Here is a 22,979-nt window from a genome sequence, read left to right on the forward strand (position 1 = left end):
TTTGCCTGGCGGCAATAGCGCGGTGGTCCCACCTGACCCCATGCCGAACTCAGAAGTGAAACGCCGTAGCGCCGATGGTAGTGTGGGGTCTCCCCATGCGAGAGTAGGACACTGCCAGGCATCAAATAAGCCAAGAGGCCATCCGCAAGGATGGCCTTTTTGCTATGTGCAAAAGAAAAAATGGCGCAGCTAGGCTGCGCTTTTTAACCAGTCCCCGATAAAGTCAGCGATGCACTCTGGGTCATTAAGATCCAACAGTGGGGCATTTCCAGTGATTGGCCGATCGCTGGCAATGGCGATCACAAACTCGTCCAGCATATCCTCCAGTGGTTTACCCACCTCTTCACGATAGAGAATGATTTTACTGATGGGCTCATGCTTGAACCCTTCGACTAAAATGATATCCACCTTGCCAGTATCAAAACGACTCGCCAAATATTGCAGATCCAGTGGGGGTTGTTCCGGCGTTTCTGTCATTAATGCCCAGCGGTTATTGCTGGCGACCAACGTTTGGTCGGCACCGGCTTTGCGCAGTTCATAACTGTCTTTGCCGGGGGTATCGACATCCATATCATGGTGAGTATGTTTGATCAGCCCTACGCGGATTTGCCGCTGCTTTAATAAAGGAATCAATTGTTTAAGCAGAGTGGTTTTGCCCGTGCCGCTATAGGCAGCAATGGCCAGTAGAGGGGGTTGGGAAGGGCTATTCATGGATAATTCCTTTTTCTTTTACCCAACGTTGGCAGTCCTCAAGGGTATTAAGATTGTGGAAGGCCGATTGTTGCCCTTTGAACTCCACTTGCTGTGCACGCGCAGCGTCCAGGAACAGCATCAGTTTGCGTTCCCCGCGGGCCAGATAATCTTCCAACGGAGTCGCCAGACTGGTGTGCAATAGCGCTAGCGTTGGGTGAGCCCGTTCCCCATCACTGGCATAGGCGGCTATCGCACTTCCTTTTTGTTGCCAGAGTTTCTCGATAAGCGTTGCAGGAAAGTCAGGAACATCACAGGGGACAAAGGCCACCCACTCGGTCGTTGCGTATTTCAGGCCGGCCAGCATACCGGCGAGCGGGCCTGAAAAGTCAGGGATCAGATCGCCAATTATCGGCAGGCCACTTTCCCTATACCGTGCTTGATTGCGATTGGCGTTGATGGCTATCGGCCCGACCTGCGGCCGTAGCCGGGCAAGCACATACTGATACAGGGGGATGTCGGCAATGGGAACCAGACCTTTATCTTCCCCACCCATGCGAGTGGCACGCCCTCCGGCCAGAATAATGCCGGTAATCTCTTCATGCATATTTCAAATTCCGCATTGTGACTAACGCCATGATTGTAGCGCTAAAGCAGGTATGGCATCAGGATTTACCTTTATTGACAAGCTGCTTCTTTCACTGCGTTGGCAAGCCTGTTACTTTGTGTGTTTATTGATTCTATTGGACAATATTGCGATGAAAACGCACCGCGTAAACGAGCTGATTGAGCTTCTGCACCCGGCCTGGCAGGAAGATCCGGATCTTAATCTGATCCAGTTTTTACAGAAGTTGGCGCAAGAAGCTGGCTTTCAGGGCAATCTGACTGAACTGAGCGATGATATTCTGATCTACCATTTGAAAATGCGCGGCAGCGCCGGCAACGAACAGATCCCTGGTCTGAAAAAGGATTATGAGGAAGATTTCAAAACGGCACTGCTACGCGCCCGTGGCGTGATCAAGGATTAGCATTCGTGCGTTAGGGGTAAGCCGTTGCTCGTGCAACCCGTCATTAATGCTACTATTTCTCAATCCCGGCATTGTGATGTCGCCCAACCGAAACCGAATGTTGTTATGAACAACTCAGCTTTTAATTTTCAGACCCTGTCGCCCGACCTGATTATGGACGCGCTGGAAGGGGTTGGCCTGCGTGTAGACTCCGGGCTAACGGCGCTTAACAGTTATGAAAACCGCGTCTATCAGTTTATGGACGAGGATCGTAAGCGTTATGTGGTGAAGTTTTATCGGCCAGAACGTTGGAGCGCGAAACAAATTGGTGAAGAACACCAGTTCTCCCATGATCTTGCTCTGGCGGAGATCCCTGCAGTTGCCCCATTAGTTCTGCAGGGCAATACGCTGCATACGCACAACGGTTTCTTTTTTACGGTTTTTCCCAGCGTTGGCGGACGGCAGTATGAGATCGACAATCTCGATCAACTGGAGTGGGTTGGCCGTTTCCTGGGGCGCATTCATCAGGTGGGCAGCGAAAGCCTGTTTGTTGAACGTCCGACGATGGGCATCGAGGAGTACCTCACTTTACCGCGTCAGGTCTTGGCGGGCTGCGCGCTGTTGCCCAAAGCGCAGCGTGACAGCTTTCTTGCAGCGACTGACAAGCTGATTGAGGCGATCAAACAGCATTGGCATCAGGATTGGCAGCCGCGGCGTTTGCACGGTGACTGCCATCCGGGCAATATTCTGTGGCGTGATGGCCCACTGTTTGTTGATCTTGATGACGCGCGTAACGGGCCAGCGATACAGGATCTGTGGATGTTGTTGCACGGTGAGCGTCGCGATCGTTTGATGCAGTTAGATATTTTGTTGGAAGCGTACTCAGAGTTTGCTGAGTTTGATCAAAGTGAGTTGGCGTTGATCGAGCCGCTGCGTGCTATGCGTATGGTTTACTACCTGGCATGGGTTGCTCGCCGCTGGCAAGATCCTGCGTTCCCTAAAAGTTTTCCGTGGATGGCGGAGTCTGATTTTTGGTTATCTCAGACGGCGGCATTCACCGAACAGGTTAAGCTGTTGCAGGAGCCCCCTCTGCAGCTGATGCCAATGTATTGAAGCTTTAACACAATGGAGAGTTTAGTCTTATGAAGAAAATTTGGTTGGCGCTCGTTGGCATGGTAATGGCATTCAGTGCCTCGGCTGCGCAGTTTAGCGATGGTACCCAGTATGTCACCCTGGACAAGCCAGTGACGGGTGAACCTCAGGTACTGGAGTTCTTCTCCTTCTATTGCCCACACTGCTATCAGTTCGAGCAGGTTTATCACGTTTCCGAAAATGTGAAAAAAGCGCTGCCTGCGGGCACTAAAATGACCAAGTACCACGTTGAGTTCTTGGGGCCGTTGGGTAAGCAACTGACTCAGGCATGGGCTGTTGCAATGGCGCTGGGTGTGGAAGATAAAGTCAGCCCGCTGATGTTCGAAGCGGTGCAGAAAACCCAGACCGTACAAACGCCTGATGATATCCGCAACGTGTTTGTGAAAGCAGGCGTGAGCGCGGCTGATTATGACGGGGCTCTGAACAGCTTCGTAGTTAAATCCCTGGTGGTTCAACAGGAGAAAGCTGCAGAAGATCTGCAACTGCGTGGCGTACCGGCGGTATTTGTTAACGGCAAATACATGGTCAAAAATGACGGCCTGGACACCAGTTCGATGGATGCTTACGTGAAGCAATTCGCCGACGTGGTTAAATTCCTCAGCGAGCAGAAGTAACCGAAATTTAAAGTAAAAAAGCCGGCTTAGCCGGCTTTTTTTTTAACTTCTATTGCCGTTTCAATCTATCCAGCAATCTGTCTTTATCCTGCCACAGCGTGTTCAGCCAAAGCTGGAAACGTCGCTTGAACTGCTTATCGTTAAAGTAATCGCCATGCATGCTTTCCTCGATTGGCAGCAATTCAACCCTTACCACAATGCGTTTTAACCGGCCGCACAGCATATCCATAAAAGGCCGCTCAGTATTATCTGGATAAAGCAGGGTGACGTTTAACACCTTATCGAACTGCTTACCTAATGCACTGAGTGTAAAAGCAATACCGGCAGCTTTAGGGGCTAATAAATTACGGTAGGGCGAACGAGTTTTAATTTTCTTGGCTTCGGTAAAACGCGAGCCCTCTACAAAATTAACGATGGTGGTCGGGCGTTTACGAAACTTCTCGCAGGAACGGCGTGTGGTCTCGATATCATTACCGCGCTTTTCCGGGTGTTTGAGCAAATAGGCGCGCGAATAGCGTTTCATGAAGGGCATATCCAGCGCCCAGCAGGCCAGACCGACAAAAGGGACCCAGGCCAATTGCTGTTTAAGAAAGTACTTATTCATTGGAATATGGTTACGGAACAATACGCACAGCACCACAATATCCGACCAGCTTTCGTGATTACTGATCAGCAGATACCAGTTTTTTCGATCCAGGCCTTCCAACCCTTCTATATCCCAGCGCAGTTGGCCGTTAATACGTAATAGCAGCGATAACCCCAGGCACCAGCACCACATCATAAAGTCGGCGAAGGCGGAGATACGTCGCCATACGGCAGGAAAGGGCACCAGTAACTTAATGACGCCGGCGATCGTAATGGGGATCGAACACAGTACGGTGACCAAAATGGCGAGCAGGCTGGAAACGATAAAAATAACAGGGGATAGCAATCTTGGCATGGTTATAGGCTGACGGTTGGTGAGAACAGCGTTACATGCCAGTATGCATGAACAAAAAATATTTTAACGACATTATAGGGGGAAAACTCCTGCCAGCAGTAGCTGTTTTAGAGGGGAAGAAATAGGCATTTGCTGCGTTTTCGTGCAACTTGCTCACCTTGTGCTATGGTAATTGAGGCGCCAAATTTGATTAATAGTGCGATTAAAATCGGGCGCAAGTTATATCCACAAATTGTGTAAAAGTCGATAATAACCTTCAGTTAAAATAGCACTGTTTAACGCAGTGATTTTAATAGGATTTTTATTTCCCATTATAACGATAAACTCATCGTTATAATTTGTTGTCTTTTCTATGCACAAAGTTATCCACAGGCAGGATCTTGCGGATCGCTTTGCAGAATCACATGATTTTCGCCCTTAATGCACGCTAAGGTTCGTCTCAGGCGGCCAGCTATGGCATGCTTACCGTCATGTCCGATCACGATAAAGAAACGCTATGGCCCAGATTGCAGAAAACCCATTAATCCTGGTTGACGGTTCCTCGTACCTCTACCGCGCTTACCACGCCTTCCCTCCGCTGACCAACTCTGCGGGTGAACCTACCGGGGCAATGTATGGCGTGCTGAACATGCTGCGCAGTCTATTGCTGCAGTACCAGCCAAGCCATGTTGCGGTGGTGTTTGATGCCAAAGGAAAAACCTTCCGCGATGAGCTGTTCGCAGAATACAAATCGCACCGGCCGCCGATGCCGGACGACCTGCGCGCGCAAATCGAACCGTTGCACAAAATGGTCAAGGCGATGGGGTTGCCGCTGCTGGTCACGCCCGGCGTAGAAGCCGACGATGTGATTGGCACTTTGGCACTGGAGGCAGAAAAAGCCGGCCATGCGGTGCTGATCAGCACCGGCGATAAAGACATGGCGCAGTTGGTCACACCGAACGTCACCCTGATCAACACCATGAACAACACCATCCTTGGTCCACAGGAAGTGTGCGATAAGTACGGCATTCCGCCGGAGCTGATTATCGACTTCCTGGCGCTGATGGGTGATTCGTCGGATAACATCCCTGGCGTACCTGGTGTTGGCGAGAAAACCGCGCAGGCGCTGTTACAGGGGCTTGGGGGGCTGGATGCGCTCTATGCCAACCTCGATAGCATCGCCACGCTCAGCTTCCGCGGCGCCAAGACCATGGCGGCCAAGTTGGAACAGAACAAAGAGGTGGCTTACCTCTCCTACAAGCTGGCGACCATCAAAACCGACGTCGAACTGGATCTTACCTGCGCCGATCTCGAAGTATCAGCGCTGGATGTCGATGTGCTGCAGCAGTTGTTTAAACAATACGAATTTAAACGCTGGCTGGCGGATGTTGAAGCCGGTATTTGGCTGGAAGGTAAAAAGGGTGCCGGCGTGAAAGCTGCCAGTGCGCCAAAGGCCACGGCGGTAGCAGACAAAGCACCTGCCGAAGCGACGTTATCGCAAGAAGGTTATGTCACCATCCTGGATGAAGATACTTTCGTGCAGTGGCTGGAAAAGCTGAAAAAAGCCGAGGTATTTGCGTTTGATACCGAAACCGACGGTTTGGACACCCTGACCGCCAATCTGATCGGCCTGTCGTTTGCCATTGCACCGGGCGAAGCCGCCTATTTGCCGGTAGCGCATGACTATCTCGATGCCCCGGCACAGCTGGATCGCGATTATGTGCTGGCCACCTTGAAGCCGCTGCTGGAAGACGAGAAAGCGCTCAAGGTCGGGCAAAATCTGAAGTTCGATATGGGCCTGCTGGCGCGTTACGACATTACCCTGCGCGGCATTGCCTTCGACACCATGCTGGAATCTTATGTGCTGGACAGCGTGGGCGGTCGTCACGATATGGACAGCTTGTCCGATCGTTACCTCGGCCATAAAACCGTGACCTTCGAAGAGATAGCCGGCAAGGGGAAAAAGCAGCTCACCTTCAACCAGATTGCACTGGAGCAGGCGGCTCCTTACGCTGCCGAAGATGCCGACGTTACCTTGCAATTGCATTTGGCGATGTGGCCGCAATTGAAGGAAAGCGCCGAGCTGCTGAAAGTATTCAATGAGATTGAAATGCCGCTGTTGCCGGTGTTGTCGCACATCGAACGCACCGGGGTGCTGATTGATCAAAGCATTCTGGCCACGCATTCCATCGAATTGACCAAACGCCTGGCCGAGCTGGAAATTCAGGCTCATGAACTGGCGGAAGAGCCTTTCAATCTGGCGTCAACCAAACAGCTGCAGGCGATCCTGTACGAAAAGCAGAAGCTGCCAGTACTGAAGAAAACGCCGGGTGGTGCCCCTTCTACTAACGAAGAAGTGTTGGCCGAACTGGCGTTGGATTACCCGTTGCCTAAGGTGATCCTGGAATACCGTGGCTTGGCGAAGCTGAAGACGACCTACACCGACAAGCTGCCGCTGATGATCAATCCGGTCAGTGGCCGGGTGCATACCTCTTATCATCAGGCGGTGACGGCTACTGGACGTCTCTCCTCGAGCGATCCTAACCTGCAGAATATCCCGGTGCGTAACGACGAAGGGCGCCGGATCCGCCAGGCCTTTATTGCTCCTGAGGGTTACCGCATCGTTGCGGCCGACTATTCGCAAATCGAACTGCGCATTATGGCCCATCTGTCACAAGATGAAGGGTTACTGAAGGCCTTTGCGGCCGGTGAGGATATCCACCGTGCCACCGCAGCCGAGGTATTTGGCCTGCCGCTTGATAAAGTGACCCACGAACAGCGTCGCAGCGCCAAGGCAATTAACTTTGGCCTGATTTATGGCATGAGCGCGTTTGGTCTGGCACGCCAATTGGGCATTCCGCGTGGTGAAGCGCAGCGCTACATGGATCTCTACTTCGAGCGCTACCCGGGCGTATTGGAATATATGGAGCGTACCCGCCAGCAGGCTGCCAGTCAGGGCTATGTAAGCACGCTGGACGGCCGCCGTCTCTATCTGCCGGATGTCAGCTCCAGTAATGGCATGCGTCGCAAGGCGGCCGAGCGCGCGGCGATTAACGCCCCTATGCAAGGGACTGCCGCCGATATCATCAAACGTGCGATGATCGAGGTGGACGCCTGGTTGCAAGCTCAGGAAGAGCCGCTGGTGCGTATGATCATGCAGGTACACGATGAATTGGTGTTCGAGGTGCATGAATCGGTGCTGGAAGCCTCTAACCAACGCATTCGCGAGCTGATGGAAAACAGCATGACGCTGGCTGTCCCACTGAAAGTGGATGTTGGCGTGGGGGCCAACTGGGACGAAGCCCACTGATTGCGCGGCCGTTCGCTGGCCTCGTTCTTAAAGGATGGGCTAACTGGCGATAACCTAAGCAGTTTTTGTAATTAAGCTACAGGATACGGCGATTGTTTCCTCAACCTCGCCGTTATTACGCGCCAAACTGTGTAAGTAAACTACAAAAAATTCTTTTGCACTGCGAAAAAATCATGTAGAGTTACTGGCGTAGGGTACAGAGGTAAGATGTTCTATCTTTCAGACCTTTTACTTCACGTAATCGGATTTGGCTGAATATTTAGCCGCCCCAGTCAGTATTGACTGGGGCGTTTTTTATTGTAAAAACAAAGCCAAACCATAGGTTCTTCTTATTCGTCCCGCGACCTCTTTCCTTCAGATTTTCCCCCGAAATGGCCTGCTCATCGGATTCTCAATACCAAGTCATCATAAGTATTTGTGATGGATTTCAGTCAGAACTGTAATTAGATAACGAAAATAGCCTGCGCCCGAATAACGCGCATAAAAAAGCCGATGCGTTTCCACATCGGCTGTTGCAGCGCAGCGGCTTTTTATTCGCCGGCGGCTTCATCATCTTCCGGTAGCACTTCCGGCGGGATCTCGTTAAACCAGGTGTTCAGTTTCTGGCTCAGTTTGTCGACGCCCATTTTTTTCGGTGAGGAGAAGGCCTCAACCTGGATATCACCCATAAACGGCACTACCGCTTCACGCACCATATTCAGTTGCGCCTTACGTGCGCCGGATGCCAGTTTGTCCGCTTTGGTCAGCAGAACCAGAACCGGCGTGCCGACATCGACAGCCCATTGGATCATCTGCTGGTCGAGATCTTTCAACGGATGGCGGATGTCCATCAGCACCACCAAGCCTTTCAGGCAGTTGCGCATTTGCAGGTATTCACCCAGCGCCCGCTGCCATTTGCGTTTCATCTCTTCAGGCACTTCGGCGTAGCCATAACCCGGCAGGTCGACCAGGCGAATGCCTTCTTCCACTTCAAACAGGTTGATAAGCTGGGTACGCCCCGGCGTTTTACTGGTACGCGCCAGGCTTTTCTGGTTGGTCAGGGTATTTAACGCGCTGGACTTACCGGCGTTAGAACGGCCGGCGAACGCAACTTCAATACCTTCATCCCCCGGCAGATGGCGAATATCGGGCGCACTGGTGACGAAATGGGTCACATGATAATTGTAATTCTTGCTGGTCAAAATTTTTCGTCTCCGTGAGGATGGCTAACTGGTTGGCGATTATAACTGCATCAGCGCTAAAAATGGTGTGTTTCTCTGTTTTTAAGCGCCGGGCCAGTTGGGTGTGGCAATTTATGTGGGGCAGTCTTGTGAGACATTTGCCATTCGAATAGGGGGTAATGTCGCTTTTATTCGAAAGTTGTTTTTATTCTTTTTATTATAAAACATGATGTTAATTCTCCGATGCGTATTTTTATCAGCCTATTACGCAGCGGGTGCCTTGAGCCTGACCCCTGATAGCGTAAAGTAAGTTGCAGCACAGGACTGTGCAGGATTAAGGAACATCCGGGAAGGGTGATAAATCTCAGGGAGAGCACGGGACGTGCTAATGAGTGCCAGGACGAATAACCGAAGGAATGGGTCTATTTGCATCGGAATTTGCAAATAGCACAGGGATGGTGAAGTTACCGCAATTGGGATGCCGGCAGGAAGCAAACTCAGGAAGAGTGGACACGAACGGATTTCGCCATGGATGATTTTCCCTTCAGGATGAAGGAAGTAGTGCGGCAGGGAATGCGCTTACAGCAAAAGGAAAAACCTGGATGTTGAGTGTGCGCACGGAATGCGTAGCAGGAATATCCTTCGAAAGAGGGTGCAAAAAGGCGGCGGGTTTAACCTGCCGCCTTTTTTCTTTGTTCGCTTTCTGCTAGATTCCGCCGCAATCGTATAGCATCTATCTCTATACTGAATCTACATACCTAAGAGCATACGCTATGAACCAGCCATCAAAAGCACCTCGCGCCCCACGCAGCAGCGCGGCGACGTCGAAAACCAAAAAGAAAAGCCGTGTGGAGCTCGATCAGGAAGCCCGTGAGCGCAAGCGTCTGAAAAAGCGCCGTGGTCTTGCTTCCGGTTCTCGCACCCAGGTTGAGTCTGCCAATCAAAAGAACAAGGCCGACGCGCAGACCAAAGATCCGCGCATTGGCAGCAAAGTGCCGGTAGCTCTGGTGGTTGAAGCCAAGCCAAAAGCCAAGCCGCAGCCAAAACCTAAGGCCGAAGCCAAACCACGTCTGTCCCCGGAAGAAGAGCTGGCGAAGCTGGAAAATGATGAGCGTCTGGACGCACTGCTGGATCGTATTGACGACGGCGAGACGCTGAGCGCAGAAGATCAGAGTTATGTTGACCAGACTCTGGATCGCATTGATGCCCTGATGGAGCAACTGGGCATTGAGCTGGGCGACGATGAAGACGACGAAGAAGAAGAGAAAAAGGAAGATATCCTGAAACTGCTGAAAGGCGGTAACCCGAAAGACGTAATTTAACGCGTCATGTGGCTGATCCCGTCAATAGCCCTACTCTTGATGTGTTATCTGCTGTGGTTATTCGGTAAACTATGGCGGCTGTCTAAACGCAAAAAGCGTTTTCGCAGCGCTTCCGCGGCCAGACAGCGTAGACAACTGCCCATCTCCCGGCCCGGTAGGAAAAAATATCGGAAGGAGTGAGCATGTCAGAGCAGGCAATTGTCTGGGATCTGGCCCTGATCCAGAAATATAACTATTCAGGGCCGCGTTACACCTCATACCCCACAGCGCTGGAATTCAACCAGAGCTACGACGAAGCGGCGTTTCAACGCGCCGCGGTGCGTTATCCTGGGCGCCCTTTATCGCTGTACGTGCATATCCCTTTCTGCCACAAGCTCTGCTATTTCTGTGGTTGCAACAAGCTGGTGACGCGTCAAACGCACAAGGCCGATGAATATCTGGCGGTGCTGGCGCAAGAGATTGCTCAACGTGCACCGTTGTTTGCCGGGCGTAAGGTCGGCCAGATGCACTGGGGTGGCGGTACGCCAACCTATCTGAGCAAGGCACAAATCAGCCAGCTGGTAACGATGCTGCGCCAACACTTTGATTTCCTTCCCGATGCCGAAATGTCGATCGAAGTCGATCCGCGTGAGATTGAGCTGGATGTGCTCGATCATTTACGCAGCGAAGGTTTTAATCGCCTGAGCATGGGGGTGCAGGACTTCAATAAAGAGGTGCAGCGGCTAGTGAACCGCGAGCAGGATGAAGCCTTCATCTTTGCCCTGATTGCTCGCGCTAAAGCGCTTGGCTTTAATTCCACCAATATCGATCTAATCTACGGCTTGCCAAAGCAAACGCCGGAGAGCTTTGCCTACACTCTGCAGCGGGTGGCAGAGCTAAGCCCCGATCGCCTGAGCGTATTTAACTATGCCCATATGCCGAACCTGTTTGCTGCCCAGCGCAAAATCAAAGACGCAGATCTGCCGAGCGCGCAGCAGAAACTGGATATCTTGCAGCACACCATAGCCTCCCTGACCGAATCGGGTTATCAGTTTATCGGCATGGATCATTTCGCACGACCGGACGATGAGTTGGCGGTGGCACAGCGCGAAGGAAAACTTCATCGTAACTTCCAGGGGTACACCACCCAGGGCGACAGTGATTTGCTGGGGCTGGGTGTCTCCGCCATCAGCATGCTGGGGGACAGCTATGCGCAGAACCAGAAAGAGCTGAAGGTTTATTACAGCAGCGTCGAAGCGCAAGGTCATGCACTGTGGCGCGGCCTGGCGATGACCGAAGACGACTGCTTGCGGCGTGAGGTGATCAAAACGCTGATCTGCAATTTCAAACTGGACTACCTGGCCATAGAACGTCAGTTCGGCATCAACTTTGCCGATTATTTTGCCGAGGATTTGCAATTGTTGGCGCCGTTTGAACGCGATGGGCTGGTGGAGCGTGACGAGCAGGGCATTCAGGTTACGCCGCGTGGCCGGTTACTGATCCGCAATATTTGCATGTGCTTTGATATCTACCTGCGTCAACAGGCCCGCACTCAGCAATTCTCTCGGGTTATTTAATGAGTAAAACATCGGCCGCTTTCGCGGCCGTTGTTTTAACTGAAGAAATTAATCAGTGCAGCGCACAATACCGCAGCAACGGCTGCCTGCGGCGTGTGACTGGCGGCAGAACCAAGTTCTGCGCCTTGAGAAATGAATGCGATTAACGAATCCAGCATGGAAGCCTCCAGGGTGTGCGCCCCGATCATACTGCGGCCTCTTCGGCTGTAAAGCCTGAAATAGCCGTTTTTTTGTGCGCTTGATTGTATTTTCTATAATCAATGCCGCAAACTATTCCATTCCCAATTCTTTCAACTTACGCGTTAACGTATTGCGCCCCCACCCCAGCAAACGGGCGGCTTCCTGCTTATGCCCCTGGGTATGACGCAGTGCAGTGGTGAGCAAGGTGCGCTCCATCTCCGGTTGCGCTTCCGACAGCAGGTTTTGATGACCGGAACGCAGCGCGCGGTCTGCCCACTGTGCCAGCAGCGTGGCCCAACTGTCGGGCAGGCTATGCCCGGTCGTTTCCGGCGCAGAGGTTTCAAACAGCTCGCTCGGCAGATCCTGAATCAGCACCTCCTGACCAGCGGCCATCACGGTTAACCAACGGCAGGTGTTCTCCAACTGGCGAACGTTACCTGGCCATGGCAGGCGCGTCAGTGCAGTTTCAGTCTCCGGGTGCAGGTTTTTCGCTTCCACACCCAGCTCCTTTGCCGCCACCTGCAGGAAGTAACGCGCCAGACGCGGAATATCCTCACGGCGTTCACGCAACGGCGGAAGGTGCACGCGGATCACATTCAGGCGGTGGAACAAATCCTCACGGAATTTACCTTCCTGTACCCGCATTTCCAGGTTCTGGTGGGTGGCGGCGATGATGCGTACGTCAACCTTCACCGGGGCATAACCACCGACCCGATAGAATTGGCCATCTGCCAGCACCCGCAGCAAGCGGGTTTGCACATCCAGCGGCATATCGCCGATTTCATCCAGGAACAAGGTCCCGCCGTCGGCCTGCTCAAAGCGACCCTGACGGATTTGGTTGGCGCCGGTAAAGGCCCCTTTTTCATGCCCGAAAAGTTCGGACTCGATCAGGTCTTTGGGGATCGCCGCCATATTCAGCGCGATAAAAGGCGATTTGGCGCGCGGACTGTGACGGTGCAGGGCATGGGCAACCAGCTCTTTACCGGTACCTGATTCGCCGTTGATCAGTACGCTGATCGACGAACGCGACAGGCGTCCGATGATGCGGAACACGTCCTGCATCGCCGGGGCTTCACCGATGATGTCTGCCACCGGATCGTTGGCCGGTTGGCTGCGTGCAGGCTGCTGCTGCTCCTGATAATGGCTGATGGCGCGTTCTACCAGCGCTACGGCTTCATCGATATCAAAGGGTTTCGGCAGGTAATCGAACGCCCCTTGCTGGTAGGCGCTGACTGCGGCGTCGAGATCCGAATGTGCGGTCATTATGATGACCGGAAGCATCGGATGACGCTGTTTGATCTGCTTGAGCAACGCAAGGCCATCCATACCCGGCATGCGGATGTCAGACAGCAACACGTCAGGAGTTTGCGTGGCCAGGGCTTCGAGCACCGCATTGCCACTGTCGAAGGTCACGCAGCTCACACCGGCTCCAGTGAGCGCACGTTCAAGCACCCAGCGGATGGAGCTATCGTCATCGACGATCCAGACTATCCCTCGTTGCATAGAAAACCTCACTGGCGAATAGGCAGGTAAACCGAGAATTCGGTATGTCCTGGCCAACTGTTAAATTCAATTTTTCCGCAATGCTGATCGATAAGATTACGGGCGATGGATAACCCCAGGCCGGTCCCGCCTTCGCGGCCGCTGACCATCGGGTAAAATAGCGTGTCCTGCAACTGCGCCGGCACACCGGGGCCGTCATCTTCTACGTCGATACGTGCCGCTAACCGGTAGCGGGTGCCGTGCAGGGTGATCTGGAAAGCGGTACGAGTGCGCAGCGTGATGGTGCCACCCGTTTCTCCCAGCGCCTGCAGTGCATTGCGGGTGATGTTCAGCAATACCTGTTCGATTTGATCCGGGTCGTGCGCCATTTCAGGCAGGCTCGGGTCGTAGTCCCGCACCAGCGTCACGTTATCCGGCTTCTCCAGCGACACCAGTTGGCACACTCGCTCTGCCACCTGATGAATGCTTTGGGTTATGTGCTGGCCCGGCCGCTGTGGGCCGAGCAGGCGATCGACCAGGTTGCGCAGACGATCGGCCTGCTCAATGATCACCTTGGTGTATTCGGTCAGCGACGGATCGGGTAGCGCCTTGGCCAGCAATTGAGCCGCACCGCGCAACCCGCCAAGCGGGTTTTTAATTTCATGCGCCAGGCCTCGGACCAGATCGCGGGCTGCCACCTGCTGGGCGTGCTGAAGTTGTTCCTGGCTCAAACGGCGTTGGTTATCCATTGGTGCCAGCTCGATCAGGATATAGCCATCAGGCAACGCCTGAGCGGTCAGGGAGAGGATATGCGCACGCCCGTCAACCACCAGGGTCACTTCGTTATCGGTAAAGCCCTGACCGGCATGCAGGCTCTCACGCATCAGATCGACGTTCAGTGAGAAATAACCGAGCAAATCGGGTAACGGTGTACCGAAAAGTTTACGAGAACTTTGTGCCAGCAGTTGTTGTGCTGCCGGATTGGCGTAATGAACCGCCAGTGAGTCATCCAACAGCAGGATGCTGTTGATGAGAGAATTGAGGATCTGCCCTGCGTCGGGCAGCTTGCCAGTTGCCATATATGCCCTTTATCTTTCAAGACGCAGCGTTGTTGGCTGCTCTTACTCACACCAGTCACTTGGCAGACCAAGCTCCTGTCGGTTCGCTCGGTTGCCGCCTAGCTGCACCGTGAAATCTCTTGGGCATAGCAGACGACTGCACCTTTTTAGTGCATTTATCCTACTCCATCCGTTATGCACGCGGTATGGAATAGTTTTGCAGAAAATACGGTGGAGAAAAAAACCCATCCGAAGATGGGCTGAAAGTTTCCACGGCAACAAAAAAAGACAACTAAATCTGGGCGCCGCCCGCAGACGGCGCGGTAAAACTTAAACGCTGTAGTACAGTTCGAATTCAACCGGGTGTGGCGTCATGCGAACGCGGTCCATCTCTTCTTTGCGCAGATCGATGTAAGCATCGATAGCGTCGTCGGTGAATACGCCGCCACGGGTCAGGAACTCGCGGTCTTCGCTCAGTGCTGCCAGCGCTTCATCCAGGGAGCCTGCAACTTTTGGAATTTCAGCTTCTTCTTCCGGTGGCAGGTCATACAGGTTTTTGTCCATGGCGTCGCCAGGGTGGATTTTGTTAATCACACCGTCCAGGCCTGCCATCAGCAGGGCCGCGAAGCACAGGTACGGGTTAGCCGCTGGATCCGGGAAACGGGCTTCGATACGGCGCGCTTTCGGGCTGGCAACCACTGGGATACGGATGGAAGCGGAACGGTTACGGGCAGAATAAGCCAGCATGACCGGAGCTTCGTAGCCTGGGACCAGACGCTTGTAAGAGTTGGTGGTCGGGTTGGCCAGGGCGTTGATCGCTTTAGCGTGCTTGATGATACCGCCGATGTAGAACAGGGCAGTCTCAGACAGGCCGCCGTATTTGTCGCCGGCGAACAGGTTAGTCCCGTTCTTGGACAGCGACATGTGGCAGTGCATGCCGGAACCGTTATCACCGAACATTGGTTTCGGCATGAAGGTCGCGGTTTTGCCAAATGCGTGAGCCACGTTGTGAACCACGTATTTGTAGATTTGGATTTCGTCGGCTTTCTTGGTCATGGTGTTGAAGCGGGTTGCCACTTCGTTCTGACCTGCGGTTGCCACTTCGTGGTGGTGCGCTTCAACGACCAGGCCCATTTCTTCCATGGTCAGACACATGGTAGAACGGATGTCCTGTGAAGAATCGACCGGAGGAACCGGGAAGTAACCGCCTTTGACTGCCGGACGGTGGCCTTTGTTGCCGCCATCGTATTGGGTGCCGGAGTTCCATGCGCCTTCGATATCGTCGATGGCCACGTGGGAACCGCGGATGCTGCTGCCGAAACGAATGTCGTCAAACAGGAAGAATTCTGGCTCTGGCCCGAACAGAACGGTGTCCGCGATGCCGGAAGAGCGCAGGAAATCTTCTGCACGCTTGGAGATGGAGCGTGGGTCACGATCGTAGCCCTGCATGGTGCCTGGCTCGAGGATGTCGCAGCGAATGATCAGGGTAGATTCTTCGAAGAACGGATCCAGTACCGCAGTGCTGGCGTCTGGCATCAGCACCATGTCAGATTCGTTGATGCCCTTCCAACCGCCGATCGAGGAACCGTCAAACATTTTACCTTCTTCGAAGAAGTCGGCATTTACCTGATGAGCAGGGATGGTGACGTGTTGTTCTTTACCCTTGGTGTCAGTGAAACGCAGGTCTACGAATTTCACTTCATGCTCATTCAGCATCGTCAAAACGTGTTCAGCGGACATACTTAACTCTCCCGGATTTATCATTGTCGTCGTCGTGGAACGAATCTGTGAAACTGGCTTTTTTTGCCTTGAAAAGACTAAAGCGAAAACTGTGCCAACTTTGCTAAAGCGCTTTAATCGCCTTTCTGCGTGGGTTTTGCACAGAATCAGTATGCACCATCAGTGACGTTTTGCACTTAAATGGTGCAATCAGTGCGGGGTGGGGCACTGTAATGGTGCAAAAGTGCACCGGATGCTGCTTTTTGCACCGTGAAAGGGATCACATACTGACCTGTACACAGTTGTTTATAAGAGACTGTTGTGATCTTGTTTAGTCCCTCGCTTAATACGTGTACAATAGCGCGCTATTTCTAATGCCTGAGGCAAAGCTGTGATCGAAAATTTGCGTAACATCGCCATTATTGCCCACGTTGACCATGGTAAGACCACCCTGGTTGATAAGCTGCTGCAACAATCCGGTACTTTCGGAGAGCGTGTAGAAGCCACCGAACGCGTAATGGACTCCAACGATTTGGAGAAAGAGCGTGGGATTACCATCCTCGCAAAAAACACCGCCATTAATTGGAAAGACTACCGCATCAACATCGTGGATACCCCAGGACACGCCGACTTCGGCGGTGAGGTTGAGCGTGTGATGTCAATGGTTGACTCGGTGCTGCTGGTTGTGGATGCAATGGATGGCCCAATGCCGCAAACCCGCTTCGTGACCAAAAAAGCCTTCGCTAATGGTCTGAAGCCGATCGTGGTAATCAACAAGGTTGACCGTCCGGGCGCACGTCCTGATTGGGTTGTTGATCAGGTCTTTGACCTGTTCGTTAACCTCGACGCAACCGACGAGCAGCTCGACTTCCCAATCATCTATGCTTCTGCATTGATGGGGATCGCCGGTACTGACCACAACGAGATGGCGGAAGACATGACCCCGCTGTATCAAGCGATCGTAGACCACGTGTCTGCACCGCAGGTTGAGCTCGAAGCGCCATTCCAGATGCAAATCTCCCAGTTGGACTACAACAACTACCTGGGCGTGATCGGTATCGGCCGTATCAAGCGCGGTAAAGTGAAGCCAAACCAGCAGGTCACCATCATCGATAGCGAAGGTAAAACTCGCAACGGTAAAGTGGGCAAAGTGCTGGGCCACATGGGTCTGGAGCGTATCGAGTCTACTCTGGCTGAAGCGGGCGACATCATCGCTATCACCGGTCTGGGCGAGCTGAACATTTCCGACACCATCTGTGACACCTCTGCAGTGGAAGCACTGCCGGCGCTGTCTGTAGATGAGCCGACCGTAACCATGTTCTTCAACGTCAACACCTCACCTTTCTGCGGTAAAGAAGGTAAGTTTGTGACTTCGCGTCAAATCCTTGAGCGTCTGAACAAGGAACTGGTGCACAACGTGGCACTGCGCGTTGAAGAAACTGAAGATGCTGATGCATTCCGCGTATCTGGCCGTGGTGAACTTCACCTGTCGGTTCTGATCGAAAACATGCGTCGTGAAGGTTTCGAACTGGCGGTATCCCGTCCGAAAGTAATCTTCCGTGAAATCGATGGTCGTAAACAAGAGCCGTTCGAAAACGTGACCTTGGACATCGAAGAACAGCACCAGGGTTCAGTCATGCAAGCCATGGGTGAGCGTAAAGCTGACCTGAAAAACATGGATCCAGACGGTAAAGGCCGTGTGCGTCTCGACTACGTGATCCCAAGCCGCGGCTTGATTGGCTTCCGTAACGAGTTCATGACCATGACTTCCGGTACCGGTCTGCTGTACTCCACCTTCAGCCACTACGACGACGTGCGTCCGGGTGAAGTTGGCCAGCGCCAGAACGGCGTGCTGATCTCTAACGGCCAGGGTAAAGCGGTAGCGTTCGCCCTGTTCGGTCTGCAAGATCGCGGCAAGCTGTTCCTGGGTCACGGTGCGGAAGTGTATGAAGGCCAGATCATCGGTATTCACTCACGTTCCAACGACCTGACCGTGAACTGCCTGACCGGTAAGAAGCTGACCAACATGCGTGCTTCCGGTACTGACGAAGCCACTACCCTGGTTCCGGCTATCAAAATGACTCTGGAGCAAGCTCTGGAATTCATCGATGATGACGAACTGGTAGAAGTCACGCCAACCTCGATCCGTATCCGTAAGCGTCACCTGACGGAAAACGATCGTAAGCGTGCAAGCCGCGGTCCTAAAGAAGCCTAATTGCCGATTTAGTCTGCAACACTTAGGGCGCGCCAGCGCCCTGAGTTTTTTCCTCTGTCTTTTCTCATTTCTGCCGCGTGCTATACGCTTTTCCATCCGCTCTCTATTCAGCCTCTGCTTTTCCCGCTACAGTAAAATCTCACCGGCCCATCAGGAGAGGACTATGCTGTATATCTTTGATTTAGGTAATGTGATCGTCGATATCGATTTCAAACGTGTACTGGGTGTATGGAGCAGTTTGAGCGGTACGCCATTGGCGGTCTTGTCCGAACGTTTTGCTATGGGCGAATTGTTTCAGCAGCACGAGCGCGGTGAAATCAGCGATGAAGACTTTGCCGAAGGGCTGAGTGCCGAAATGGGGATTGCCCTCAGTTTCGAGCAGTTCGCTACCGGCTGGCAGGCGGTGTTTGTCGCCCTGCGTCCAGAAGTGATCGACATCATGAAGCGCCTGCGCAGCGAAGGTCACCGGGTGGTGGTGTTATCGAACACCAACCGCTTGCACTGCAATTACTGGCCGCAGCACTACCCGCAGGTGGCCGAAGCCGCCGATCATCTCTATTTGTCGCAGGATCTTGGCATGCGTAAGCCGGACGCCAACATTTATCTGCACGTACTGGATGCAGAAAATACTTCGCCGGACGACGCGGTGTTCTTTGACGATCATCCGGATAACGTCGCTGCCGCCCAGGCGCTTGGCATCAAAACGGTTCACGTGACCGACCGCGACGTAGTACCGGCTTATTTTGCCCAATGACCGCAAAGGGTTAAGCTTAAGGCGTACAAACTGACATCAAGGAGTGGCCATGTCGTTTTTCCGCCGCAAGAAGCTGCCCGCTTCGATCAAACCCAGCGTCACCTTTTTACGACTGCTGATTAAACGCGTCGACAGCGATGGCCTGACCATGTTGGCGGGCCACCTGGCCTACGTCTCACTGCTGTCACTGGTACCTCTGGTGACCGTGGTGTTTGCGCTGTTTGCCGCGTTCCCGATGTTCTCCGACATCAGCGTTCAACTGAAAAGCTTTATCTTTTCCAACTTCATGCCGGCCGCCGGCAACGTGATCCAAAGTTATCTGGAGCAATTTGTCGCCAACTCCAACAAGATGACCGCCGTCGGGACCTGCGGCCTGATAGTCACTGCGCTGTTGCTGATTTCATCGGTGGACAGCGTGCTCAACACCATCTGGCGCAGCAAGAATCAGCGTCCTATCGTGTTTTCTTTCGCCGTGTACTGGATGGTGCTGACCCTGGGGCCGCTGTTGGTGGGGGCCAGTATGGCGATCAGCTCCTATCTGCTGTCGCTTAACTGGCTGGCGCAAACCGGCGTCAACAGCCTGGTGGATCAGGTGCTGCGTATTTTCCCGCTGATCCTGTCGTGGATATCGTTCTGGCTGCTGTATTGCATCGTGCCGACGGTTAGGGTGCCACCCAAGGATGCGTTGATTGGCGCGCTGGTGGCCGGTTTGCTGTTTGAGCTGGGCAAGAAGGGGTTTGCGCTGTATGTCACCATGTTCCCGTCTTATCAGCTGATTTACGGCGTGTTGGCGGTGATCCCCATTTTATTCCTTTGGGTCTACTGGAGCTGGTGTATCGTGTTACTCGGCGCGGAAATCACGGTTACCATTGGGGAATACCGCGACTACCGACAGCAAAAGGCACAACAACAGGAACAGTCATCAGAAGGGCAGTTATGATTGCGTTAATTCAACGGGTATTAAATGCCAGCGTCACGGTGGAAGGCCAGACGGTAGGCAACATAGGCCCCGGTTTGTTAGTGTTATTGGGCGTGGAGCAGGACGATAACGAACAGAAGGCCGAGCGCCTGTGTGAGCGCGTATTGGGCTACCGCATCTTTGGCGATGAGAACGACAAAATGAATCTCAACGTCCAACAAGCAGGGGGCAGTTTGCTGGTGGTCTCGCAGTTCACGCTGGTGGCCGACACGCAAAAGGGGATGCGTCCGAGTTTCTCTCGCGGCGCGGTACCGCAGGAGGCCGATCGGTTATACCAATATTTTGTTGGCCAGTGCCGCGAACGCGGTATCGAAACCCAAACCGGTGAGTTTGCGGCCGACATGAAAGTCGCGCTGGTGAACGACGGGCCGGTGACGTTTTGGCTTCAAGTCTAAGAATTCTGAGAGAGAAGGCGTCTATGTATCACCTACGAGTACCGGTAACAGAGCAAGAACTGAAAGAGTATTACCAGTTCCGCTGGGAAATGCTGCGCAAGCCGTTGCACCAGCCGGTGGGGTCGGAAAAGGATGCCTACGACGCCATGGCACATCACCAGATGGTGGTGGACGAGAGCGGAAAAATTGTCGCCATTGGGCGGCTGTACATCAATGCCGATAACGAAGCCGCGATTCGTTTTCTGGCGGTAGACCCGACGGTGCAGGACAAAGGCCTGGGGACGCTGGTAGCCATGACGCTGGAATCCGTGGCGCGCCAGGAGGGCGTGAAGCGCGTAGTCTGTAGCGCCCGTGAAGACGCGGTAGATTTCTTTGCCAAGCTGGGTTTCATTAATCAGGGTGAGATCACCGCGCCGCAAACCACGCCGATTCGCCATTTCCTGATGATCAAACCGGTGGCGACGCTGGACGACATCCTGCATCGGCCCGACTGGTGCGGTCAGCTGCAGCAGGCCTGGTACGATCACATTCCGCTCAGCGAGAAGATGGGGGTGCGCATCAGCCAATATACCGGCCAGCGTTTTGTCACTACCATGCCGGAAATTGGCAACCAGAACCCGCACCACACGTTGTTTGCCGGCAGCCTGTTCTCTCTGGCCACCTTGACCGCCTGGGGCCTGATCTGGCTATTGCTGCGTGAGCGCCATCTCGGTGGCACCATCATTTTGGCCGATGCCCATATTCGTTACAGCAAGCCCATCACAGGCCGACCGCGTGCAGTGGCGGATCTCAGCTCGTTGAGCGGCGATCTGGCCCGTTTGGCCCGTGGCCGCCGCGCTCGTGTGCAGGCGGAAGTCCATCTGTTCGGTGACGACGACAAAGGTGCGGTATTTGAAGGCACTTATATGGTGTTGCCGGCCGAGCCGGAAGTCCCCCTGGATCAGGGGGGGTCAGAGGCAATAGCTTAACAGAGGGCACTGTTCGGGGAGCTGTGCACGAAACGTCCATGCCCATGATGGTATTAACCCTCGTGGGCTATGAGGGTAAACGCATATTTGCGCTCCTGAACAAGATCAATAACTCAGGAACTCTGTCGAGGACAGTGCGCTGTTTTCGTTGAAATCTTCTTTACGATAAATTCCCCGCGCAAGCCGCTCTCTAAAACCAGGTTTGGATTCCACATAGCCTCTGTCACCCCCCGCAGCAAGAACTTTGCCATCGGGCAACAACGAAAACGTGGCCCCTAACCCCACAGTGTCATTCATAGAACCCGTGTTGAGCCAAGTGCCTTTCGCCGGCTCGTAAATTTCGGCTGAATTAAGATCCAAGCTATTGCTATCGTGACCCCGTGCGACAATCACGCTTCCGTTAGACAATAGAAGTGCCGTATGTCCCGATCGAGCGCCGCTCATGTGTCCTGTGGGTAACCATTGGTTTGTCGCCGGATCATAGAGCTCTGCCGAATTCAGATAAGGCCGAGTGTCTTTGGCGAGCGCTGTATTCAGGTCTGCCGCCGTGAAATTTGACCCTTTTTCCCTAACGACTTCGGTGATCATAGCGTCTACGTCGGCTTCTTCATCATCTTCACCACCGGTCACCAATACCTTGCCAGATGGCAGGAGGGTCGCGGTGTGACCGCAGCGCGGCATACTCATGTTGGTGGCCTTTGCCCAAGTGCCGCTGGCCGAATCATATAGCTCTGCCGATGAAGTCACCGTTTTGCTGCTATAGGTGGGCCGTCCGGTCCGCCCTCCTGCGACAAGCACCTTGCCGTTTGGCAATAATGTGGCCGTGTGGCAAATTCGCTGCGTAATCATGGACCCCGCCATCGTCCACCTACCTTTGGTTGGATCGAGCAGCTCCGCAGAATCAAAAAGTTTGTAATCCAAAGCGTCATAAGTGGCACTACGACCGCCGACGACAAGCACTCGACCATCTTTCAATACGGTGAGCGTATGATCCAGGCGTCCTACGGCCATCGGCCCGATCGCGGACCATGTTTTATGAGCAGGGCTATACACTTCAGCAGATGTGACGCCATCAAACGAGAGACTGGTGACTTTTCTATCCCAGACGGTGATGGTCTCAACAGACTGTCCGCCCACGGTCAGTACCCTCCCGTCGAGGAGTAAGACGGCTTTGGTCGCGAGGCGAGGAATCGCCATTGCACTTGTCTTCGACCATCGCTGAGAGACAGGATCGTAAATCTCAGTCGAGTTGAGCACGCTACCGCCACCTTTTCCCCCAAAACCACCAGTGACTAGCACTTGGCCATTTGGAAGTGAGACGGCTACGTGGCCATAGCGTGCTGTCAGCATCGGCTTCGTTGGAGTCCATTGGAGATGCTCAGGCGTTGCCGATCCATCTGCAGACTGGGCTAAAGCTAAGCTGTACAATGCAATGGTAGCGAAAGCACCAAGGGCAGTCGTACGCAAGGGGTATTGTGTGGCGTCCATGCCAATAAAAT

20 protein-coding genes and 1 rRNA gene are annotated in these 22,979 nt (G+C 53.5%); 12 read left to right on the forward strand and 9 right to left on the reverse strand.

Annotation, left to right across the window (positions count from 1 at the left end):
- Positions 1-4: 4 nt before the first annotated feature.
- Positions 5-120, forward strand: a 5S ribosomal RNA gene (rrf, locus tag AAZT04_RS24115).
- A 69-nt stretch (positions 121-189) separates the two neighbouring features.
- Here the strand turns inward: rrf and mobB are convergent.
- Together mobB and mobA are read right to left on the reverse strand one after the other, a co-directional pair.
- On the reverse strand, positions 190-711 hold the full coding sequence (gene mobB, locus AAZT04_RS24120; protein WP_020837686.1) for a molybdopterin-guanine dinucleotide biosynthesis protein MobB: 522 nt from the start codon (positions 709-711) through the stop codon (positions 190-192).
- A complete protein-coding gene (mobA, locus tag AAZT04_RS24125; RefSeq protein ID WP_048762437.1) occupies positions 704-1,297 on the reverse strand; it encodes a molybdenum cofactor guanylyltransferase MobA in 594 nt (197 codons plus the stop codon). The genes mobB and mobA overlap by 8 nt, the downstream gene beginning before the upstream one ends.
- A gap of 151 nt (positions 1,298-1,448) precedes the next feature.
- Between mobA and AAZT04_RS24130 the strand changes: the two genes are divergently transcribed.
- From AAZT04_RS24130 to dsbA, 3 genes are all read left to right on the forward strand, one after another.
- Positions 1,449-1,718 (forward strand): YihD family protein, encoded by a 270-nt coding sequence (locus AAZT04_RS24130; RefSeq protein ID WP_046375106.1) that lies wholly within the window; start codon positions 1,449-1,451, stop codon positions 1,716-1,718.
- A gap of 105 nt (positions 1,719-1,823) precedes the next feature.
- Complete coding sequence (locus tag AAZT04_RS24135; RefSeq protein WP_020837682.1) at positions 1,824-2,810, forward strand: serine/threonine protein kinase; 987 nt, start codon at positions 1,824-1,826, stop codon at positions 2,808-2,810.
- Positions 2,811-2,839: 29 nt separating this feature from the next.
- Entirely contained in the window at positions 2,840-3,463 is a 624-nt protein-coding gene (gene dsbA / locus AAZT04_RS24140) for a thiol:disulfide interchange protein DsbA (protein ID WP_020837681.1), read from the forward strand.
- 49 nt (positions 3,464-3,512) lie between these two features.
- Here the strand turns inward: dsbA and AAZT04_RS24145 are convergent, their stop codons facing one another.
- Positions 3,513-4,403: an acyltransferase gene (locus AAZT04_RS24145; protein ID WP_048762436.1), complete on the reverse strand. Its 891-nt coding sequence runs from the start codon at positions 4,401-4,403 to the stop codon at positions 3,513-3,515.
- A 496-nt stretch (positions 4,404-4,899) separates the two neighbouring features.
- On the opposite strand from AAZT04_RS24145, the gene polA reads away from it, so the two are divergent.
- Entirely contained in the window at positions 4,900-7,692 is a 2,793-nt protein-coding gene (polA, locus tag AAZT04_RS24150; RefSeq protein ID WP_434682090.1) for a DNA polymerase I, read from the forward strand.
- Between the two features lie 530 nt (positions 7,693-8,222).
- On the opposite strand, the gene yihA is transcribed toward polA, so the two are convergent.
- Entirely contained in the window at positions 8,223-8,873 is a 651-nt protein-coding gene (gene yihA, locus AAZT04_RS24155; protein ID WP_046374857.1) for a ribosome biogenesis GTP-binding protein YihA/YsxC, read from the reverse strand.
- 752 nt (positions 8,874-9,625) lie between these two features.
- On the opposite strand from yihA, the gene yihI reads away from it, so the two are divergent.
- Together yihI and hemN are read left to right on the forward strand one after the other, a co-directional pair.
- Complete coding sequence (gene yihI / locus AAZT04_RS24160; protein ID WP_020837675.1) at positions 9,626-10,174, forward strand: Der GTPase-activating protein YihI; 549 nt, start codon at positions 9,626-9,628, stop codon at positions 10,172-10,174.
- Between the two features lie 182 nt (positions 10,175-10,356).
- Positions 10,357-11,730 carry an oxygen-independent coproporphyrinogen III oxidase gene (gene hemN, locus AAZT04_RS24165; protein WP_434682093.1) on the forward strand — a complete coding sequence of 458 codons (1,374 nt, stop codon included), beginning with the start codon at positions 10,357-10,359 and terminating at the stop codon, positions 11,728-11,730.
- A gap of 35 nt (positions 11,731-11,765) precedes the next feature.
- On the opposite strand, the gene AAZT04_RS24170 is transcribed toward hemN, so the two are convergent.
- From AAZT04_RS24170 to glnA, 4 genes are all read right to left on the reverse strand, one after another.
- The gene (locus AAZT04_RS24170; protein ID WP_139285489.1) at positions 11,766-11,888 is read right to left on the reverse strand and encodes a YshB family small membrane protein; all 123 of its coding nucleotides are present in this window, start codon (positions 11,886-11,888) and stop codon (positions 11,766-11,768) included.
- A gap of 112 nt (positions 11,889-12,000) precedes the next feature.
- Positions 12,001-13,413 (reverse strand): nitrogen regulation protein NR(I), encoded by a 1,413-nt coding sequence (glnG, locus tag AAZT04_RS24175; protein ID WP_041415118.1) that lies wholly within the window; start codon positions 13,411-13,413, stop codon positions 12,001-12,003.
- Positions 13,414-13,421: 8 nt separating this feature from the next.
- Positions 13,422-14,471 carry a nitrogen regulation protein NR(II) gene (gene glnL, locus AAZT04_RS24180; protein ID WP_020837668.1) on the reverse strand — a complete coding sequence of 350 codons (1,050 nt, stop codon included), beginning with the start codon at positions 14,469-14,471 and terminating at the stop codon, positions 13,422-13,424.
- A 309-nt stretch (positions 14,472-14,780) separates the two neighbouring features.
- Positions 14,781-16,190 (reverse strand): glutamate--ammonia ligase, encoded by a 1,410-nt coding sequence (gene glnA / locus AAZT04_RS24185; protein WP_020837667.1) that lies wholly within the window; start codon positions 16,188-16,190, stop codon positions 14,781-14,783.
- A gap of 370 nt (positions 16,191-16,560) precedes the next feature.
- Between glnA and typA the strand changes: the two genes are divergently transcribed.
- The 5 genes from typA (at position 16,561) to fabY (ending at position 21,480) form a co-directional block, all read left to right on the forward strand.
- On the forward strand, positions 16,561-18,384 hold the full coding sequence (gene typA, locus AAZT04_RS24190) for a ribosome-dependent GTPase TypA (protein WP_020837665.1): 1,824 nt from the start codon (positions 16,561-16,563) through the stop codon (positions 18,382-18,384).
- A gap of 163 nt (positions 18,385-18,547) precedes the next feature.
- On the forward strand, positions 18,548-19,138 hold the full coding sequence (gene yihX, locus AAZT04_RS24195) for a glucose-1-phosphatase (RefSeq protein WP_020837663.1): 591 nt from the start codon (positions 18,548-18,550) through the stop codon (positions 19,136-19,138).
- Positions 19,139-19,187: 49 nt separating this feature from the next.
- Positions 19,188-20,078: a virulence factor BrkB family protein gene (locus AAZT04_RS24200; RefSeq protein ID WP_020837662.1), complete on the forward strand. Its 891-nt coding sequence runs from the start codon at positions 19,188-19,190 to the stop codon at positions 20,076-20,078.
- Positions 20,075-20,512 (forward strand): D-aminoacyl-tRNA deacylase, encoded by a 438-nt coding sequence (dtd, locus tag AAZT04_RS24205; RefSeq protein ID WP_020837661.1) that lies wholly within the window; start codon positions 20,075-20,077, stop codon positions 20,510-20,512. The genes AAZT04_RS24200 and dtd overlap by 4 nt, the downstream gene beginning before the upstream one ends.
- Positions 20,513-20,535: 23 nt before the next feature.
- Positions 20,536-21,480, forward strand: coding sequence for a fatty acid biosynthesis protein FabY (gene fabY / locus AAZT04_RS24210; protein WP_048762425.1), 945 nt, complete (start codon positions 20,536-20,538; stop codon positions 21,478-21,480).
- Positions 21,481-21,585: 105 nt separating this feature from the next.
- Here the strand turns inward: fabY and AAZT04_RS24215 are convergent, their stop codons facing one another.
- Complete coding sequence (locus AAZT04_RS24215) at positions 21,586-22,968, reverse strand: kelch repeat-containing protein (RefSeq protein WP_434682098.1); 1,383 nt, start codon at positions 22,966-22,968, stop codon at positions 21,586-21,588.
- Positions 22,969-22,979: the final 11 nt, after the last annotated feature.

Origin of the sequence: Serratia sp. Je.1.23.a (genome assembly GCF_051129805.1) — a bacterium.
In the GTDB taxonomy this organism is placed as follows: domain Bacteria; phylum Pseudomonadota; class Gammaproteobacteria; order Enterobacterales; family Enterobacteriaceae; genus Serratia; species Serratia liquefaciens.